Consider the following 18,810-nt stretch of genomic DNA (forward strand, 5'->3'; position numbering starts at 1 on the left):
GCTCCCTCCCCTTTGACAGCCGGCTGGCTCCTCCGCCGACTTCGCCACAAGCCCCCTCATCCGGCCGCTTCGCGGCCACCTTCTCCCCGCTGGGGAGGAGAGGCAGACGCCAGCGCCGGCGATCTCCTCTCCCCTCGGGGAGAGGTCGGATTGCCAGCCGAATTGCCCTTGCAATTCGGCTGGCAATCCGGGTGAGGGGGACTTCCCGTTAACCGGGCGCAGCGATTAAAGCTTCGTCCAGGCCCCGTTCTTCTTCGACGACTTCACGCAGGCTTCGATGAACGCCATGCCTTCGACACCGTCCTGGATGGTCGGAAAGATGACGTCCTTAGCCGGCTTGCCGCCTTTGCGGCGCGCCGCGCGGATGGCGCGGGCCGCCTCCTGGTAGATGTTGGCGAAACCTTCGAGATAGCCTTCCGGGTGGCCTGACGGAACGCGGCTGACCCGCCCGGCGACGGGCAGCGCGCCAGCGCCATTGCGGGTGATCAACTGCTTCGGCTGGCCGAACGGCGTGTACCAGAGATAGTTCGGATCGGCCTGCACCCATTCAAGCCCGCCCTTCGACCCATAGATGCGCAGCTTCAGCCCGTTCTCGTGGCCGGGCGCCACCTGGCTCGCCCAGATCATGCCCTTGGCCGGGTGCGACTTGCCGACCGGCTTGAAGCGCAGCATCACGTTGACATTGTCATCGAGCTGCCGCCCCGGCACGAAGGCATCGAGATCTGCCGATAGCGAATCAAGCTCCAGCCCGCAGACGAAGCGCGCGAGATTGTAGGCATGCGTGCCGATGTCGCCCAGCGCACCGCCAGCGCCGGCCTGCTTGGGGTCGGAGCGCCAGGACGCCTGCTTCTGGCCGGTGGCGGCGAGGTCTTCGGTCAGCCAGTCTTGCGGATATTCCGACTGCACGATCCGGATGTCGCCGAGCTGCCCCTTGGCCACCATCTCGCGCGCCTGCCGTATCATCGGATAGGCGGTGTAGTTGTGGGTGAGCACAAAGACCTTGCCGGTCTTTTCAACAAGTGCCGCCAGCTTCTTCGCTTCCGCCAACGTCGTCGCCAGCGGCTTGTCGCAAATGACGTGAATGCCGGCTTCGAGAAATGCCTTCGCCGCCGGCACGTGCACATTGTTGGGCGTGACGATGGCTACCGCTTCGATGCCGTCCGGTCGCTTGGCCTCGGCCTTGGCCATCTCAGCGAAAGAGCCGTAGCTGCGCGTGGGATCGAGCCCGAGTTCCGCGGCGGACGCTTTCGCACGTGCCGGATCCGACGATAAGGCACCTGACACCAGCACGAACTCATTGTCCATGCGCGCCGCGATCCGGTGCACGGCACCGATGAAGGCGCCTTGCCCGCCGCCGACCATGCCGTAGCGGATCGGGCCGCCTCCCGTTTCCGACTTCGATGCGCCGACCATGATTTTCTCCCTCGTCGTCTGAGATACCCCTCCCCCTTGAGGGGAGGGTGGCCCGAAGGGCCGGGAGGGGTCGGTTCATGCCGAGTTCTACGCCCAGCGACCCCACCCCGATCCGCTACGCGGATCGACCCTCCCCTCGAGGGGAGGGAAGCCGTGCTAGATTCCCATCATGGCTCGCAGCACCTTTTTGTCGGTCGCGCCGCCGGCGAAATCGTCGAACGCCTTTTCCGTCACCCTGATGATGTGGTGCTCGATGAAGGGAGCGCCTTCGGCCGCACCGTCCTCCGGATGCTTCAGGCAGCACTCCCATTCCAGCACCGCCCATGAATCGTAGTCATATTGGGCGAGCTTGGAGAAGATGCCGCCGAAATCCACCTGTCCGTCGCCGAGCGAGCGGAAACGCCCGGCTCGGTTCGTCCAGCTCTGATAGCCGGAATAGACGCCTTGCCGTCCGGTCGGATTGAACTCGGCATCCTTGACGTGGAACGCCTTGATCCGCTCGTGATAGATGTCGATGAATTCGAGATAGTCGAGCTGCTGCAGCAGGAAATGCGACGGGTCGTAATTGATGTTGCAGCGCTTGTGGCCGCCCACCGCGTCGAGGAACATCTCGAACGTCGCGCCGTCGAACACGTCTTCACCCGGATGGATCTCGTAACCGAGGTCCACGCCATTGTCCTCATACATATCGAGGATCGGCTTCCAGCGTTTGCCGAGTTCGGAAAATGCCTCCTCGATCAATCCCGCCGGCCGTTGCGGCCACGGATAAAGGTAGGGGAAGGCCAACGCTCCACAAAATGACACCGACGCCTTGAGCCCAAGGTTTTTCGAAGCCTTGGCGCCGAATTTCATCTGTTCGACCGCCCATTGCTGCCTGGCTTTAGGATTGTTGTGCACCGCTGGCGGCGCGAAACCGTCGAACTGCGCGTCATAGGCCGGATGCACTGCCACCAACTGCCCCTGCAGGTGCGTCGACAGCTCGGTGATCTCGACGCCGGCCTCGGTGCAGATGCCCTTCACCTCGTCGCAATACGCCTGGGAAGACGCCGCCTTCTCGAGGTCGAACAGCCGGCTGTCCCAGGTCGGGATCTGCACGCCCTTGTAGCCCAGGCCGGCCGCCCACCTGGTGATCGACGGCAGCGAGTTGAACGGCGCGGCATCGCCCGCGAACTGCGCCAGAAACAGCCCAGGCCCCTTCATCGTCGACGGCATCGGCATCCTCCCTAATTTTTCCACGACCAAGCATAGCGCCGATTGAAAGCAGGGCCAGCCTCTTTGGTCTTTTCGCACAGTGCGTTACGCACCGCTATTCTGGTATTACCAAACGTCGAAATCTCGTCAAGCCACCTTGCTTGCCATCCGAAGCCTGCAACCATGCCGAGTTGCGCGACATATTGCAATGTAATCAATGAGGTAAGCCAGGCATCAGAGCGGTAATCCTGCGCTTCTTGCCGTTCAGATCAAATTGCTGTAGACCTCGCTTCAGGCCCAATTGGTCGAACCAGTTTACGAAGAACGCTGGAGCGCCTTGGGGAGGAATCGTGCTGCGCGCTCCGATGGGTGCGTTGCAGGCGAGCTGTTACAGGCGAATTCTGGGAAGGACAGACCATGCATCTTTCGACGCACAACTGGATGCGGGCGGAACCATTGGAGACGACGCTCAAGCGCATCAAGAAATTCGGCTATGAGTCGATCGAGATTTCCGGCGAGCCCGAGCAGTACAAGACCAACGAGACGCGTGCGCTCCTGAAGGAGCACGGCATCCGCTGCTGGGGGGCGGTGACGTTGATGCTGGGCGAGCGCAATCTCGCCGCCAAGGACCAGGGCCAGCGCGAGCGCTCCGTGCAGTACGTCAAGGACGTGCTGACCATGATCAGCGAGCTCGATGGCGAGATCATCACCCTCGTTCCCGCGACCGTCGGCAAGGTGGTGCCGGACGGCACCGAAGACGAAGAATGGAAATGGGTGGTCGACGCCACCAGGGAGTGTTTCACCCATGCCAAGAAGGTCGGCGTCAAGATCGCGGTCGAGCCGCTCAACCGCTTCGAGACCTATCTATTTAACCGTGGCGCCCAGGCGCTGGCGCTGGCCGATGCGGTCAGCCCCGAATGCGGTGTCTGCCTCGACGCCTACCACATCCACATGGAAGAATTTAACGTCTATGACGCCATCCGGCAGGTCGGCAAGCGCCTGTTCGACTTCCACGTCGCCGACAACAACCGCTTCGCCGCCGGTCTTGGACAGATCGACTGGCCGAAGATCGTCGGCACGCTGAAGGAAGTCGGCTACGACGGCGCTCTGACCAACGAATTCGTCGCCCCTGTCGACCGCACGCCGGCCGCTCCCTATCCCGACATGGTCGAACGCAATCCCGTCGATATCTCGCCGGAGCAGCTGAAGTTCATCCAAGACCACGGTTCCAGCGTGCTCACGGAGAAATTCTACACCGACCAGATGCGCATCAATGCTGAAACGCTGCTGCCGCTGATCAAGTAGTCGGTCCGTTTGGGAATGAGCCTTCCGCCCTGACCGGCGGCAGGGCCGGGGATGAACATGCGCATCAAGACGGTCCAAGCCTGGTGGGTCCGCATACCGATCGAAGCCGCGAAGCAGCATCGCAGCGACTTCGGTCAGGTGACGACGTTCGACGCCGCCATCTTGCGCATCGAGACCGCTGATGGGCTGGTCGGCTGGGGCGAAGGCAAGAATGCCGCCGGCAGCACCGGCAGCTACGGCGCCCTTGTCCACATGCTGAACCACGAGGTCGGCCCGCAGCTGATCGGCTGCGATCCGGCTGACATCGGGGTGATCTGGGAGATGCTCTACAATGGCGTGCGCCACGACAGCGCCGCCCAAAACGGCCACGCCATGCCGCAACTGGCGCGGCGCGGCATCAGTGTCGCGGCGATCAGTGCCGTCGACATCGCATTGTGGGATATTCTGGGCAAGTCGCTGGGGGTTCCGGTCTGGCGGCTGCTCGGCGGCCGCAAGCTCGACCGCATGCCGGCTTATGCTTCCGGCGGCTGGGCCTCGACCGCGGCGATCGGCGACCAGTTGAAATCCTATATCGCCAAGGGCGGCTTCAAGGCGCTGAAGATGCGGATCGGCGCGATGGACGGCACCCCGCACAATTCCGCCGCCCGCGTCCGCGCCGCAAGACAGGCGCTCGGCCCCGAAGTCGACCTGATGGTCGATGCGCATGGCACCTACACTGTGGCGGAGGCCAAGCGCTTCATCCATCTCGCCGGCGATCTCGATCTGGCCTGGTTCGAGGAGCCGGTCATCGCAGACGATAAGCCTGGGATGGCCGAAGTGCGGGCGTCCGGCTCCATCCCGATCGCCACCGGCGAAAGCGAGGCGACGCGCTATGCGTTCCGCGACCTCGCCATGCTCAAAGCGGCCGATATTTTCCAGCCGGATCCCGCCTTCTGCGGCGGCATCAGCGAGGCGATGAAGATCGGCACCATCGCCAGCGCCTTCAATTTGCGCTTCGCGCCGCATCTGTGGGCCGGCGCCCCTTGCTTCTTTGCCGGGCTGCATGTCTGCGCTGCCTCGCCGGCTAGCTTTACCGTCGAATATTCGCTCGGCGCCAACCCGATGATCCACGATCTTATCGAAGAGACTGTCGAAGCAAAGGACGGTATGATAGCGATCCCCGAGAAGCCCGGACTGGGATTCACCCTTTCGGAACGGTTCCTGGAGGCGCACGCGCTACGCGGCTGATCATGAAAGAAAAGAACCTCCTCGCGGAACTCGCCGCCTATCTGTTCTCCCATTCCGACAAGGCGACGGGCCGAACGCCGTCTGAGCGTGAACTGGCGGAGCATTTCGCCGTCAGCCGTGGCCAGATCCGCGAGGCGCTGGCCATCCTCGAAGCCATGCGCATCGTCGAGCGCCGGGCCAAATCCGGCATCTATATCGACACCAAGCAGCCCAGCGTCGAGGCGATGGCACTGTTTGCGCGGGCCGGCCTGCCACTCGACCCGATTATGATCTACGAGACGGTCGAGTTGCGCAAGATCCACGAGATCAAGGCCGCTGAGCTTGCCTGTTCGCGTGCCACCGAGGAAAATTTCGAGCGGCTGCGCGAAATCCTGAAGGCTTCGGAGGATCGCATTGCTGCGGGCGAAGGCCTCGCCAAGGAGGACCGCGAGTTTCACCTTGAGATCGTGCGAGCAACCAAGAACAGCGTTTTTCACAACATATGCAGCGTCTATTACATGATGGGCGAGCAACGCCTGCCGATCTATTTCAACGATCCCGAACGCAGCGTGCGCTCGCACGCCGAGCACATCCAGATCTACGAGGCGCTGCTGCGCCGCGACGGCAACCTCGCCCAGGCGCTGATGAGCGCCCATTTGCAAGGCGCGGAGAGCTACTGGAAAGGCCTGATCGAAGGTCGCGAAGAAACTCAAAGCCCAGCGCTCGAACAGGTCTGATATGCCTAGAATCCTGTCGACGCACACGCTGCACCCGCGCGCCTCCGCCATGCTGACCGGTGCCGGTGAACTCGTCGTCGCCTCCGCCCTCGATGCGCACACGCTGGCGACTGAGGCGAGGGACGCCGATATCATCATCGTTCGCGCGCCGCTGCCATCAGCGCTTTTCGAGGGCGCGACGAAGCTCCGGGCCGCAATCCGCCACGGTGCCGGGCTCGACATGGTCCCCATGGAAGCGGCCACTGCAGCCGGCGTGCTGGTCGCCAACGTGCCCGCGGTCAATGCACGGTCGGTCGCCGAATACGTGATGTTCGCGGCCCTGGCGCTGCTTCGGCGTTTCCGCCTGGTGGACCGCGACTTGCGGGCGAAGGGCTGGCTGGCCGGCCGCGACCACACCACTCTCGCCAGCGAGCTCGCCGGCAAGACGATCGGCATTGTCGGCTTTGGCGCTATCGGACAGGCAGTCGGCCACATAGCGGCGCATGGTTTCGACCTGAACGTGGTGGCGACGACGCGCAGCATGGGGCCGGCGCTGGACAGGGTCGGCTTTCTGTCGATCGACGCGCTGGTCGAGCAGAGCGACATCATCGTTCTGTGCTGCCCGCTGACACCGGAGACGCGCGGCCTGATCAACCGCGAGCGCATCGCTCGTATGAAGCCACATGCGCTGCTGATCAATATTTCGCGCGGGCCGGTGATCGACGACGACGCGCTGATCGAAGCGCTGCACAAGGGCCGTATTGGCGGTGCCGCGCTCGACGTCTTCGCGACGCAGCCGCTGCCTTCCAATCATCCCTATTTCGGCTTCGACAATGTCATCGTCACCCCGCATATGGCAGGGATAACCGAGCAGTCGATGATGCGCATGGGCGTCGGGTCGGCTGATGAAACCTTGCTGGTGCTGGCCAACAAATTGCCGGTCAACCTGCGCAATCCCGAAGTGGTCGAGCACTACCGGCGGCGGTTTCCGGCCGACGCGTAGCGCCATCGCCGTTTCGCCCCATTTCTCCATGACGCTGGACCCATGCTCGTTGTCCGCCGCACGCCGCTGCTTGCTGCCATGTTTTCGATCTGCGTCCTGCCCGCGGGTGCGGCGGCCGAGAGCAGTTATGTCTATTGCGACAACGGTCTGCGTTGCGTGATGGCGCCCTGTCCGTCGAACAGCGCGCTCGACCTTGCCACCGGCAAGATCATCAAGGGCGTGTCGATCGACATCGATGAATTGCCGCGGGAGGACAAGGCGCTCGATCTCTCGGACAAGCTCTACGCCGGCAAGGTCGTGGTTCTCGGCTCCATCGAGAACCGGACCCAGACCCTCAACGGCAAGCGATACACTCTGCCATGGCTGGTCGCGACCGGTATCGAACGAGCGTCCAGGGACAGCGAACGCGGCCATTGTTCGTCACACTGACGTTCACGTCTTCAACGGCCAAGCAATGCCTCGACCCCCGCAGCGATGCGCAGGAGACGGTGGTCGTGGCCGTTGCGCGCCACCAGCATCAGCCCGGCCGGGCGCGCCATTCCCGGCATCGGCAGCGAGATCGCGCAGAGGTCGAACTGGTTGGCGACCTGGGTGTTGCGCAGCAGCAGCCCTTCCGTATGCTCACATAGAACTTCGTCGCTGGTCATTGACACGATAGTCGGCGCGGTGACCGGCGTGGCCGGCAGTGCCAGCACATCGACAGACGCCAGCCGCTCGTCCATGGCGGCGACAAGCGCCGTGCGGCGGCGGATTGCCCTTATATAGGCTGTGGCCGGAACGGCGGCAGCGCGCGACAGTGGCTCGCTCGCCCGCGGATCGACCGGTGTCGTCGCACCTGCCGCCAGCCAATCTGCATGGACCTCGGCGCCCTCCATTGCCGCGATCGAGGCCCGCTTGGTTACCGCGCGCAAATCGGCAAGGAGGTCATCGATGGACAGATCGGCGAGACGCGCGCCCGCAAGCTCTACCTTGCCAACACATCGGTCGAACGCCGCCGCGACCTCTTCTTCCATATCCTCGAAGAGCACGCCGCGCGGAACGCCGATGCGCAGCCCGGCAAGCGGAAGCGGAACCAGTGCCACAGGCTCCTCGCCCGCCATCACCGCGTCGGCTGCGGCACATTCGGCAACGGTGCGCGCGAGTGGGCCGATGGAGTCGAGCGTGTTGGACAGCGGGAAAACGCCACCGCGTGGCACACGCCGTGCGGTCGGCTTGAAGCCGACGACACCGTTCAGCGACGCCGGAATGCGGACCGAACCGCCGGTGTCGGAACCGATCGAGATCTCGCTCGTGCCTTCGCCGACCGAAACGCCGGCGCCTGAAGACGAGCCGCCCGCAATCCGGCTGGTGTCGGTCGCATTGCCAGGCGTGCCGTAATGCGGATTGACGCCGATCGCGGTGAAGGCAAATTCGGTCATGTTGGTCTTGCCGAAGATGACGGCACCCGCCTGCCGTAATCGTCGAACGATGACGGCATCCCACAGCGCCGGCGCCGCGGTGCCGAGCAACAACGAACCGGCTGTGGTCGGCTCGCCGGCGACGTCGAACAGATCCTTGATCGACACAATCGCTCCGTCGAGCGGTCCGAGCGTCACGCCGGCCTTGCGCCTGATATCGGCGGCATCGGCTGCTGCCCGCCCGGCTTCCGGATAGAGTTTTACGAATACGCTTTCATTGTCCGCGCGGACGGCGAGACGCGAAAGGACGACTTCGAGGCGGTCGCGGGCAGATTGCATTTTCGGTGTCGGACTCCGGACGCCTGCAACGTCTTACAGGCAACGACTGGTGCGTGACCTGCAGAGACATAACCCGGCACAAGCACATTTGCACCCTGTCGAAAGAAGGAGGAGACCTGATGCTCTACAAAGGCAGCTGCCACTGCGGTCAGATCGCCTTCGAGGTCGAAGGCGATCTGACCGGAGCCGTGCGATGCAATTGCTCGATCTGCTCGCGCAAGGGCGCACTGCTATGGGCCGTGCCGCATGCGGCATTGCGGGTGCTTGCCTGGGGTGACGATCTTGGCCGGTACACTTTCGGCAACCATGTCATCGCCCACCGGTTCTGCCGGACCTGCGGCATCCATCCCTTCGCCGAGGATGTCAGCGAAGGGAGCGAACGAAGCGCCTACGTCAACATCCATTGCATAGACGATCTCGATCTGGACGCTGTGTCGATTTTCGACTTCGACGGCCGCGCGGCCTGAAACCGAAACTATTGCCGGCTCCCAGCGTTCGAGCGGTCTAACGGTACCCCGTCGCATCGGCAGGTTTTCCGGCGTCCTGAACCTCGGGAACGTAGCGCCACGCGTCGGGCCGCGAGCCGTCGAGATCGGTAAAGCCATAAACCCGCGCCAGCCCGCCGCTGGACAGCGACTGCCCGTTCCAGCGTGAGAGATCGGCGTCCGTCGCCAGCGCCGTCACCGCGCGGCCGACGAAGCGCGGTGTCTCCGAAATGATGAAATGCGGCACCTTCGCTGTCGCATCACGCCAGTTATCCTCCGTCACCCCAAAAGCTTCCAACATCATTTCCGAACGCAGCCAGCCGGGTGTCAGCGAAATCGAGGTGGCACCGTGCGGGGCAAGATCCTGGGCATGGGCCCAGGCCATGCGGGTCACTGACACTTTGGCGAGGTCATAGAACGGGGAAAGCCGATAGTGGTCTGCATTATACTCGGAGGTGCCGTCGGTGACCTCGACAAGCAGCCCACCCGGACGCTCGATCAGCAAGGGCAGCGCGTGGTGAGCTGTGATCAGGTGCGTGTCGATTGCCAGCCTGAGCATGCGCAGGCCGTTCTCGAGATTGTGCTGCCAGACCGGCTTGTTCCATTCGAACAGCTTTTCGCCGCCCCAGATGTCGTTGACCAGTATATCGAGACGGCCCTGCTCCGCACGGATTCGGTCGACCAATTTGCGCACGTCTTCCGAAATCAGTTGATCGACCTGCACGGCAATGCCCTTGCCGCCAAGCGCCGAAACCAGTTCCGCCGTTTCCTCGATGGTTTCAGGACGCGCATATTCGGACGGATGCCCGCGCGTCGACCTGCCGGTGACGTAAACAGTCGCGCCGGCAGCGCCCAGTTCGACTGCAATGCCTCGGCCGGCGCCACGCGTGGCGCCCGCGACCAGAGCGACTTTTCCACGAAGCGTCATTAGGCTCTCCCAAAGCTCGATTCGACCAGGAGGTGCTGGTCTCTGCCGGTGCCATAATATATAAATGATCATTCGGTTATAAATGGATGTCAAGATGCCCCGGCCAAAAACCCAGTCCGACGAAGACGTGCTCGAAGCGGCGAACCGGCTGATCCATGCGCATGGCCCGGAAGCGCTCACCTTTGAGCGGCTGTCCGTAGCCTGCGGGCTGTCCGGCTCGACGCTGGTGCAGCGTTTCAAAAGCAAGGCCACTCTGAAGCAGAGGGCTCTGTTGCAGGCATGGGACCGGCTTGATGACAAGACGGCGAGGCTGTCGAAGACGATCCCAAGAACCCCTGGTGGAGCGATCGGGCTGATGGTGGCGCTGTCGCGAGACTATGGCGGCATTGAATCCTATGCCGAGGGCCTGCTCGTCCTGCGTGAAGATCTGCGCGATCCGGTGCTTCGCGCGCGAGGGGCATCGTGGAAGGCATCCCTGTGCAACATCCTCGACTCTTGCTTTGCTTCGGTGGCCAACACGCCGTTGGACATCGGCCTGCTGATGGCATCGCACTGGCAAGGTTCGCTGCTTTGGTGGAGTTTCGACCCGAAAGTCGAAGTTGCATCCTACGTCGAAGATAGTCTGGGCCGTTTCGTCGCCGCAATCGCAACGGCCCGAAAACCATAACCGATTTTCGGGCCATTTCTTGGAGGCAAGAGGCGTCCTACGTTGGACGCACGCGCGGATGGCTTAGGTTGCGCTCCTCGGACCAAGCAGGAACGCCGCCAAGGCCGCCAGCAACGTCGCGATCCCGCAATAGGCGAACGCACTGGCAACGCCGGCGTTGTCGACCAGCAGGCCGCCGAAAACGGCGCCCAGCGCAATGGCCACCTGGAACGTGGCGACCATCAGCCCGCCGGCGCTTTCAGCCTGGTCGGGAGCGGCTCGCACCAGCCAGGTTTGCAGCCCGACCGGCACCGCGCCGAAGGCAAAGCCCCAGGCGGCAACCGCTATCGCCGCAACGACTGGCGAGGCTCCGAGAGTAAGCAGCAACACCGCGGCCACAGCAATCAGCAAAGGCGCCAGGCCGACGGCGGTTTTGAGGCTGCGCTCGGCCATGAAGCCACCGGCAAAATTGCCGAAGAAGCCACCGATGCCGTAGGCGAGCAGCACAAGCGAGATCGTCTCGATATCCAGCGCGGGCACCTTTTCGAGAAACGGGCGGACATAGGTGAAGCCGGCAAAGTGTCCCGAAGCGACCAGCAGGACCACCAGAAGCGCAATCCTGATCATCGGGCGCTTCATCACGTCCAGCAAGGTCCGAACGCTTGCCACGCCCGCCGGCGGCAGCTTCGGAAGGGTGGCGATCTGCACGAGCAGCGCCAGGGCGCCGACAACAGCTGCGATCATGAAGGCCGTTCGCCATCCCCAGATGTCGCCGACATAGGCACCGACCGGGGCGGCGCAGACCGTCGCCACCGAAACGCCGGTGAGGATGATCGACATGGCGCGCGGCATCAGCCGCATCGGTACAAGCCGCATCGCCATGGCCGCCGACATCGACCAGAAGCCGCCGAGACTGATCCCGAGCATGATGCGAGCGATCAGAAGAACGGGAAGCGAGGAGGCAAACGCCGCCACCAGGTTCGACAGGATCAGCAGCACCGTCAGTCCCCACATGACCAGCCTGCGGTCCAGGCGTTTGGTGATGATGGCCATGGTCGGAGCGGCTATCGCGCCGACAACGGCCGTCGCTGTCACCGCTTGGCCCGCAGTCCCTTCCGTCACGCCGAGGTCCTGCGCCAGCGGCGTCAGCAGACTGGCAGGCAGGAATTCTGCGGTCACCAGCCCAAACACCCCAAGCGCAAGGGACACGACCGCCCCCCACGCCGGCTCGGCTCGTTCGTCGGTTTCCGCGGGATCAAGAACGGCGTCCATGACGCCTGTCGCGGGTTCGGTCATGATGGAATCTCCGGTCTGGTTGCAGCGCAGTATTTGGCTGCAATGCAACATAGGGAGTGACCGCCTGGAGTTTCCATGCTAGAAACACCATCATGCTTGACTATTCGTCCAAAGTTCCGATCACCGGCGATCCGCTGACAGACATATTGCGCGGGTTACGGCTCGACGGCGTCGAATACGGCCGCTGTGAAATGCAGGAGCCCTGGGGCCTCCAGTTTCCGGCCCAGACGGCGGCACGGTTTCATTTCATCGGCCGCAAGGGATGTTGGCTGCTGCAGCCGTCCGGCGAATGGGTGGAGCTCAAGGCGGGCGACGCGGTGCTGCTGCCGCGTGGTGCGGCACACGTCCTGGCGAGCGAGCCGGGTATCGAGGCTTCGCCGATCCAGGGCTACAAGGTCGCCGAGGTCTGCAAGGACGTTTACTGCATGTCCAATGAAGGTCGCCGGCCGGGGACGCTGCTGTTTTTCGGCAGCATGTATTTCAATCTCGACGGTTTGCACCCATTGCTCGGCATGATGCCGGACGTAATGCGCGCGCACGAGTTGGAAGCCTATGAACCCGGCATCCCGCATCTGCTGGAAGCCATGGCCCGCGAAGTGACGATGGAGCGCGTCGGATCCGGCGGCATCCTCGCACGGCTTGCCGATGTGCTCGCCGCCACCGTCATCCGCTCGTGGGTCGAGCGCGGCTGCGGCGACTCGTCCGGATGGATCGCGGCGGTGAGAGACCGCGAGATCGGCCGCGTGCTGGCGGCAATCCACCTCGAACCGGACCGCGATTGGACCGTGGAAACGCTCGCCAGGATGATGGGCGCCTCGCGATCGGGTTTCGCGGAACGCTTCGCGACGATCGTCGGCGAAACCCCGGCGAGATATGTCACCCAGGTGAGGATGCACCAGGCTCGGCAATGGCTAGTCCGCGACCGGCTGAAGATTTCCGTCGTCGCCGCTCGCCTGGGCTATGAATCCGACGCGTCCTTCAGTCGGGCGTTCAAGCGCGTCATCGGGTCGGCTCCCAGCCATTTCCGGGCCGAGGAACAGGCTGAGACCCGCCAAGCCGGCTAAATCTGGCCAGGGGCTTCAAGCCGCCGAGCATCCTGCTGCCCAACAGACGCGCTCTAGCCCGCGTGACGGAGGCTTATTCCGCTAGCCTTGTCGAACAGCACCACCTTGTCCGGATCCCAGGCAAAGCGCACCGGCTGCTCGATCTCGACATCGGTTCTGGCCGGCACCGTGGCCCGCAGCATGGCATCGCCGACGCGCAGCGTCAGGATCTTTTCGACGCCATGGTTCTCGACATCGTGGACGCGCGCTTCCACCGGGGCCCCGCTCTCGAGATAGACATCCTCGGGACGAATGCCGAAGACGAGCGGGCGACCGTCGGTCGCACCGCTCGTCTTGGCCCCCCCCGCAAAAGGCAGTTCGAAATTCAGCGGTGCCATCACCGCGCGGCCGTTGACGAGCTTGCCGTCGATGAGGTTCATCGGCGGCGAGCCGACGAAGCTCGCCACATAGGTGTCGCGCGGATTGTTGTAGATCTCATACGGCGTGCCGGTCTGGACGATGCGGCCATGGTTGAGCACGCCGACCTTGTCGCCCATCGACATCGCCTCGATCTGGTCGTGCGTCACGAACAGGAAGGTCTGACCAAGGTTCATCTGGATGTTCTTCAACTCGGTGCGCAGCGCCTCGCGCAGCTTGGCATCGAGCGCCGAAAGGGGCTCATCCATCAGGAATACGCGGGGCTTCCTGACGATGGCGCGACCAATCGAGACGCGCTGCATCTCGCCGCCGGAGAGGCGATCCGTCTTGCGCTCGAGCAGATGCTCGATGCGCAAGGTCTTGGCAACGCGGTCGACGCGCGTCTTGATCTCGTCCGGCTCGATGCGGCGGATTTTTGGCTTCAGCGGGAATTCGAGGTTTTCGCGCACCGTGTAGCGCGGATAGAGCGAATATTGCTGCAGCACCAGCGCCACGTCGCGCTCGGCCGCACCCCAGTCAGCGACGTCAGCGCCGTCGATGAGTATTTGCCCCTCGTCCGGCTTTTCCAGGCCGGCGATCATGCGCAGCGTCGTCGTCTTGCCGGCTCCGGTCTCGCCGAGCAGCACGAAGAACTCGCCGTCGGCAATGTCGAGATTGAGCCCGGTCAATGCGGTGTGATTGCCGAATGTCTTCGAGATGTTCTTGAGCTGGATATGGGCCATCAGAGTCTCACCCCCAGCGAATTGCCGCTTGTCGTGTCGAAGAAGTGCGCCTGCGCCGGGTCGAGCTTGGCGAAGACCTGGACCCCCGGCTTGCCGACGAAACCGGAACGGGTGCGGGCACGCAACATCTGTGCCCCAACCTTGAGGTCGACAATGTCGTAGGAGCCTAGCGGTTCGATGATGTGCGCCTCGACCGGCAGATAACCGTCCGCCGCCTCGCGCGAGACCATCACTCCTTCGGGGCGGATGCCGAGCGCAAGACGGTCCTGCCCGACGTTCGCGGCGTCGAGCTGGCCGACCAGCTCGGACGGGAAAAGGAACCCTTCCGCGGCCCCGTCGACGGTGACCCTGGCGCCGGAGCCGTTCATCGTCACCGCCGCGTTGGCGACGTTCATCACAGGCGAGCCAACGAATTGCGCGACGAACAAATTGGCCGGGTGCGTATACACGTCCGATGGGCTGCCTACCTGTTGCAGAACGCCCTCATGCATGATGACGATGCGGTCGGCTAGGCTCATCGCCTCGATCTGGTCGTGGGTGACGTAGATGGTGGTCGAGCCCTGCTTGATGTGCAGCCGCTTGATCTCCGCGCGCATCTCCTCGCGCAGCTTGGCGTCGAGCGCGCCGATCGGCTCGTCCATCAGCATCGCTTTCGGCCGCCGCACCAGCGCCCGGCCGATGGCCACGCGCTGCATGTCGCCGCCCGACAGCGCCGACGGCTTCTTGCCGAGCAGGTCGGTGATCTGCAGCACTTTGGCGACCGAGCGCACCTCGCCGTCGATCTCCGCCTTGCTCTTGCGCATGGCGCGCAACGGAAAAGCGATGTTCTCGTAGACGCTCATATGCGGATAGAGCGAGAACGATTGGAACACCATGGCGATGTCGCGGTCGGCAGCCTTGAGATGCTGGACCGGCTTGCCGTCGATGAGAACATCGCCGCCGTCGATCGTCTCCAGCCCGGCGATGGCGCGAAGCGTCGTCGTCTTGCCGCAGCCCGACTGTCCGAGCAGCACGATGAACTCGTTGTCGTCGATCTTGAGATTGAGGTCCTTGATGACCTGAACGGCGCCAAAGAATTTCTGGACGCCACGAAGCTCGATCTGGGTCATGCGTGACCTTCTTTTTCCGGGGTGCCGGTCGCCTGCGGCTTCTGCCTTGGACCGACCCAGCCGGTGATCATGAACGTCACCAGCCCGACGATGATGATCGTCAGCCCGTAGCGATGCAGGAAGAGATTCCACGGCTGGCAGAGCGCGATGATGCCGCACACCATCACGATCTCGGCCGTGCGTTGGATTGTAGCATGGCGGATCATTTGCGGATCGCTCCGAAGGACATGCCGCGCAAGAGGTGGTTGCGGAGCAGGAAGGTGAAGATCGCGACAGGCAGCAGGAACAGGAAGGTTCCGGCGGCGATCACCGTCCAGTCCGACAGGCCGGAGCCGACCTGGCTGGGAATGAAGGGCGGTGCCGTCTGGGCGCGTCGGTTGGTCATGATCAGCGCGAAGGCATATTCGTTCCACGCCGTGATGAAGCAGAACACGGCGGTGGCGGCGATGCCGGTGGCGGCCTCAGGCAGCACGATCTTGAAGAAGGCTTCCATGCGCGTGTAGCCGTCGACGAGCGCCGCCTCCTCGTACTCCTTCGGAATTTCGTCCATGAACCCCTTCATCAGCCATACAGAGAAGCTGAGGTTGAAGGCGGTGTAGAGGATGATCAGGCCCCAATGCGTGTCGTTGAGGCCGACGACCCGGTACATCAGGAACATCGGGATCGCCACCACCACCGGCGGCAGCATGCGCGTCGACAGGATGAAGAAGAGCAGGTCCTGTTCCCCCTTTATCTTGAAGCGCGAGAACCCGTAAGCCGTGAAGGTGCCCATGCCGACGGCCAGGATCGTCGAGGTGATGGCGACGATCAGCGAGTTCATGAAGCGGCTCGGATAACCGGACCACTGCACCTCGCCCCTGCCCGAGCGCACCACCTTCTCGCCGCCGTCAAACACCAGCCGCTCCCACCACGGGGCGGCGGCGTATTGTTCCGGCGTCGGCGCAGTGCGCAACTGCGACCGCTTGGTGAAGAGCTTTACGAAGGGTGATATCTCAGGCTGGAACATCACCGTCGGCGGAATGGTGGTGGCAAGGTTGCGCGGCTTGAAGGCCGTCGAGGCTATCCAGTAGATCGGCGCCAGGAAGATCATCGTGATGATCAGCACACCGACGATGGCGAGCTTGTTGAGCGAACGCTCGGTAGAGGTGGTGACAGCGGCCATTCTAGCGCTCCTTCACCTTGTTCAGGTATTTGACGTAGATGTTGGTGATAGCCAGGATCATGATCAGCACGATGTAGGCTAGCGCGCAGGAGCGCCCGGTCTGCCACTCCTGGAACGCCATCTTGTAGAGCCGGATCGAGATCACCTCGGTGGTTGGCTGGCTGGTCAGGATGTAGGCGAGATCGAAGGTCTTGAACGCCTCCATGGTGCGAAAGATGATCGCGATCATCAGGATCGGCGCGACCAAGGGCAGCGTGATGCGAAAGAAGGTGTAGAACGAGCCGGCGCGGTCGATCGCCGCCGCCTCGTAGAGGTGCTTCGGCACTGCCGACAGGCCGGCGAGCGACAGCAGCATCACGAAGGGTGACCACATCCAGATGTCGGTGATGGCAACCGCGTAGAGCGCCATGTCGGGGTTGGACAGCCACTCGAAGGAGCCGAGGCCGAGCGTATAGTTGATGATGCCGAAGGACGGATCGTAGAGCAGCTTCCAGAACAGGCCGACGACAGCCATCGACAGCATCATTGGCAACAGCAGCAGGGTCGTCAGCAGGCCCTTCAACGGGATATCGCGGTTGAGCAGCAACGCCACGCCGAAGCCGACGATGACCTGGCCGACGACGGAGACGATGACATATTTGGCGGTGATGGCGAAATTCGACCAGATGAACGGGTCGTTGAGCAGCTCGCGGTAATTCTGCAGTCCGACGAAATTGGCCGCCGCCGGGCTCGATGCGCGAAAGTCGGTGAACGAATAGCCGAGCGAATAGATCAGCGGAAAGATGTTGAAGACGATCAGGAAAACGATCGTCGGAATGATGAAGAGATTGCGGATCGTGAGATCGCTCATGCCGCGGGCGGCGGAGCGCGAGTTGGGATCCAGGGTGGTCATGACTGCAGTGGCCAAGGCCCGTTCCTTCCTTGTCCGGAAAAGAAAACGGAAGGGGCAGGCTACCGCCCCCTCCGAGCGTTAATGCCGTTTACTTCACGCGGTTGTATTTCTTGAACGTCGCGTTCCAATCCGCGGCGAGCGAATCGAGCACTTCCTTGGCCGTGCCCTGATTGCCGGTGATGTACGGATAGACGCGTTGGTTCATCTGGATGAGCAGCTCGGCATATTCCGGCGTCGCCCAGAAGTCCTTCACCTTGAACATGGTTTCGTAGAAGGCCTTGTTGTAAGGCGTGGCGTTTTGGAATTCAGGCGACTCGAGCACCTTGGCGCTTGCCGTGTAACCGCCGAGTTCCGCCCATTTCTTCTGCGTATCTTCCTTGATGAACCATTCCAGGAACTTCATCGCCTCTTCCTGATTCTGGGAATAGGAGATGACGGAGATGCCCTGGCCGCCGAGCGCGGCGAACTGGTCGCCGTTCGGTCCTGGAGGGTTGGCGAAGAAGCCGGTGGCCTTTGCATTCGGGTTCGAGGCTTCGTTGATGAGCGCCGGGAAGAAGGCGAAATAGTTCATGCTCATCGCCGCCAGGTTTTCGGTGATCGCCTGGTTGTCCTCGATGAAGAAGCTCTTGGCCCAACCAGGAGGAGTGAAGGAGTAGAGCTCCTTGTAAGCCTCGAGCGCCTTGACGTTCTGCTCGGAGTTGATGATCCCGTCGACCTTGTAACTGGCATAGTCGCCAAGTTCGCCGCCGAAGGAGAAGATGGCATTCTCGACGCCCATCACCAGAGCGTCATACGAGTTATCGGTATAGATGGCGACGCCGTAGCGCTTCTCGTCGGGACGGTGGAAGAATTCGGCGATGTCGCGCAGCTGCTTCCAGTCCTTCGGTATGCCGAGATCGTAGCCGTACTTGGCCTTGAAGGCCTCCATCTCCTTCGGATCCTCGAACCAGTCCTTGCGATAGGACCAGCCGACCGCGTCGCCCTCGGCCGGGATCGACCAGTATTTGCCGGAGTTGGACGGATATTCGGCGTAGTATTTCACCGTCGCCGGCGCCATCACTTCCTTCAGATTGTGCTTGTTGAAGAAGTCGGTGAGGTCGACATAGTGGCCGGCCTCAGAGGCGGCGCCGATCCACTGGGAGTCGCCGACCACCATGTCGTAGGCGCTGCCCTTGGCGTTGAACTCGGTGAACGCCTTGGTCTGGAAGTCGGGCCAAGGCGTGGTTTCGACCGTGACCTTCACGCCGCTTTCGGCCTCGTAAAGGTTGACGAGTTCCTGCAAATAGTTCGCCGGATCCCATTCAGCCCAGAATATGGTGAGTTCCTTATCCTGCGCGTAGACGGACGTTCCGCAGGCGAGCACTAAGCCGATACCAGCAAGCATACTGGTCATTGTCTTGCGCATAATGATTTCCTCCCTTGTGCGCATTCTACCGTATCATGCGAGCCGGCGGCGAGGCCGACCCTGGTAGTTCCTCCCGTGACGGCAGCGTTCCGGTTTTGAGCCTCCTCGCCCAGC

19 protein-coding genes are annotated in these 18,810 nt (G+C 62.8%); 8 read left to right on the forward strand and 11 right to left on the reverse strand.

The genetic code is table 11. The features are described 5' to 3' along the window. Positions 1–225: 225 nt before the first annotated feature. Together EOC94_RS19610 and EOC94_RS19615 are read right to left on the reverse strand one after the other, a co-directional pair. Positions 226–1,413, reverse strand: a complete 1,188-nt coding sequence (locus EOC94_RS19610; RefSeq protein ID WP_127292758.1) for a Gfo/Idh/MocA family oxidoreductase — start codon at positions 1,411–1,413, stop codon at positions 226–228. 156 nt (positions 1,414–1,569) lie between these two features. After that, positions 1,570–2,625 (reverse strand): sugar phosphate isomerase/epimerase, encoded by a 1,056-nt coding sequence (locus EOC94_RS19615; protein ID WP_127292761.1) that lies wholly within the window; start codon positions 2,623–2,625, stop codon positions 1,570–1,572. A 396-nt stretch (positions 2,626–3,021) separates the two neighbouring features. On the opposite strand from EOC94_RS19615, the gene EOC94_RS19620 reads away from it, so the two are divergent. Genes EOC94_RS19620 through EOC94_RS19640 form a run of 5 tightly spaced genes read left to right on the forward strand, consistent with a single transcriptional unit; the run spans position 3,022 to position 7,263 of the window. Continuing rightward, on the forward strand, positions 3,022–3,909 hold the full coding sequence (locus tag EOC94_RS19620) for a sugar phosphate isomerase/epimerase (protein ID WP_127292764.1): 888 nt from the start codon (positions 3,022–3,024) through the stop codon (positions 3,907–3,909). A gap of 57 nt (positions 3,910–3,966) precedes the next feature. Further along, a complete protein-coding gene (locus EOC94_RS19625; RefSeq protein WP_127292767.1) occupies positions 3,967–5,136 on the forward strand; it encodes a mandelate racemase/muconate lactonizing enzyme family protein in 1,170 nt (389 codons plus the stop codon). Between the two features lie 2 nt (positions 5,137–5,138). Further along, positions 5,139–5,852, forward strand: coding sequence for a FadR/GntR family transcriptional regulator (locus EOC94_RS19630; RefSeq protein WP_126104826.1), 714 nt, complete (start codon positions 5,139–5,141; stop codon positions 5,850–5,852). 1 nt (position 5,853) lies between these two features. Then, positions 5,854–6,834, forward strand: a complete 981-nt coding sequence (locus EOC94_RS19635; protein ID WP_127292769.1) for a hydroxyacid dehydrogenase — start codon at positions 5,854–5,856, stop codon at positions 6,832–6,834. Positions 6,835–6,876: 42 nt separating this feature from the next. Then, on the forward strand, positions 6,877–7,263 hold the full coding sequence (locus tag EOC94_RS19640; RefSeq protein ID WP_127292772.1) for a hypothetical protein: 387 nt from the start codon (positions 6,877–6,879) through the stop codon (positions 7,261–7,263). Positions 7,264–7,274: 11 nt separating this feature from the next. On the opposite strand, the gene EOC94_RS19645 is transcribed toward EOC94_RS19640, so the two are convergent. Next, complete coding sequence (locus EOC94_RS19645; RefSeq protein WP_127292775.1) at positions 7,275–8,570, reverse strand: amidase; 1,296 nt, start codon at positions 8,568–8,570, stop codon at positions 7,275–7,277. A 119-nt stretch (positions 8,571–8,689) separates the two neighbouring features. Here EOC94_RS19645 and EOC94_RS19650 point away from each other — a divergent pair, with 119 nt between their 5' ends. Then, a complete protein-coding gene (locus EOC94_RS19650) occupies positions 8,690–9,037 on the forward strand; it encodes a GFA family protein (protein WP_127292778.1) in 348 nt (115 codons plus the stop codon). A gap of 37 nt (positions 9,038–9,074) precedes the next feature. Here EOC94_RS19650 and EOC94_RS19655 read toward each other — a convergent pair whose 3' ends face one another. Further along, entirely contained in the window at positions 9,075–9,983 is a 909-nt protein-coding gene (locus tag EOC94_RS19655; RefSeq protein WP_127292780.1) for an SDR family oxidoreductase, read from the reverse strand. A gap of 94 nt (positions 9,984–10,077) precedes the next feature. Between EOC94_RS19655 and EOC94_RS19660 the strand changes: the two genes are divergently transcribed. Further along, the gene (locus tag EOC94_RS19660) at positions 10,078–10,650 is read left to right on the forward strand and encodes a helix-turn-helix domain-containing protein (RefSeq protein ID WP_127292783.1); all 573 of its coding nucleotides are present in this window, start codon (positions 10,078–10,080) and stop codon (positions 10,648–10,650) included. A 63-nt stretch (positions 10,651–10,713) separates the two neighbouring features. Here EOC94_RS19660 and EOC94_RS19665 read toward each other — a convergent pair whose 3' ends face one another. Continuing rightward, positions 10,714–11,925 (reverse strand): MFS transporter, encoded by a 1,212-nt coding sequence (locus EOC94_RS19665; protein ID WP_127292786.1) that lies wholly within the window; start codon positions 11,923–11,925, stop codon positions 10,714–10,716. Positions 11,926–12,017: 92 nt separating this feature from the next. Here EOC94_RS19665 and EOC94_RS19670 point away from each other — a divergent pair, with 92 nt between their 5' ends. Beyond that, positions 12,018–12,989, forward strand: coding sequence for an AraC family transcriptional regulator (locus tag EOC94_RS19670; protein ID WP_095488245.1), 972 nt, complete (start codon positions 12,018–12,020; stop codon positions 12,987–12,989). A gap of 53 nt (positions 12,990–13,042) precedes the next feature. Here EOC94_RS19670 and EOC94_RS19675 read toward each other — a convergent pair whose 3' ends face one another. From EOC94_RS19675 to EOC94_RS19700, 6 genes are all read right to left on the reverse strand, one after another. Beyond that, complete coding sequence (locus EOC94_RS19675) at positions 13,043–14,128, reverse strand: ABC transporter ATP-binding protein (RefSeq protein WP_095488243.1); 1,086 nt, start codon at positions 14,126–14,128, stop codon at positions 13,043–13,045. Beyond that, positions 14,128–15,237, reverse strand: coding sequence for an ABC transporter ATP-binding protein (locus EOC94_RS19680; protein WP_095488241.1), 1,110 nt, complete (start codon positions 15,235–15,237; stop codon positions 14,128–14,130). The genes EOC94_RS19675 and EOC94_RS19680 overlap by 1 nt, the downstream gene beginning before the upstream one ends. Beyond that, positions 15,234–15,443 carry a hypothetical protein gene (locus EOC94_RS19685; protein WP_095488239.1) on the reverse strand — a complete coding sequence of 70 codons (210 nt, stop codon included), beginning with the start codon at positions 15,441–15,443 and terminating at the stop codon, positions 15,234–15,236. The genes EOC94_RS19680 and EOC94_RS19685 overlap by 4 nt, the downstream gene beginning before the upstream one ends. Next, positions 15,440–16,399, reverse strand: a complete 960-nt coding sequence (locus tag EOC94_RS19690) for a carbohydrate ABC transporter permease (protein ID WP_095488237.1) — start codon at positions 16,397–16,399, stop codon at positions 15,440–15,442. The genes EOC94_RS19685 and EOC94_RS19690 overlap by 4 nt, the downstream gene beginning before the upstream one ends. A 1-nt stretch (position 16,400) precedes the next feature. After that, entirely contained in the window at positions 16,401–17,306 is a 906-nt protein-coding gene (locus tag EOC94_RS19695; RefSeq protein WP_029348308.1) for a sugar ABC transporter permease, read from the reverse strand. A gap of 73 nt (positions 17,307–17,379) precedes the next feature. Continuing rightward, positions 17,380–18,696, reverse strand: coding sequence for an ABC transporter substrate-binding protein (locus EOC94_RS19700; RefSeq protein WP_095488235.1), 1,317 nt, complete (start codon positions 18,694–18,696; stop codon positions 17,380–17,382). Positions 18,697–18,810: the final 114 nt, after the last annotated feature.

Source organism: Mesorhizobium sp. M6A.T.Ce.TU.016.01.1.1 (assembly GCF_003997065.1).
Lineage (GTDB): Bacteria > Pseudomonadota > Alphaproteobacteria > Rhizobiales > Rhizobiaceae > Mesorhizobium > Mesorhizobium mediterraneum.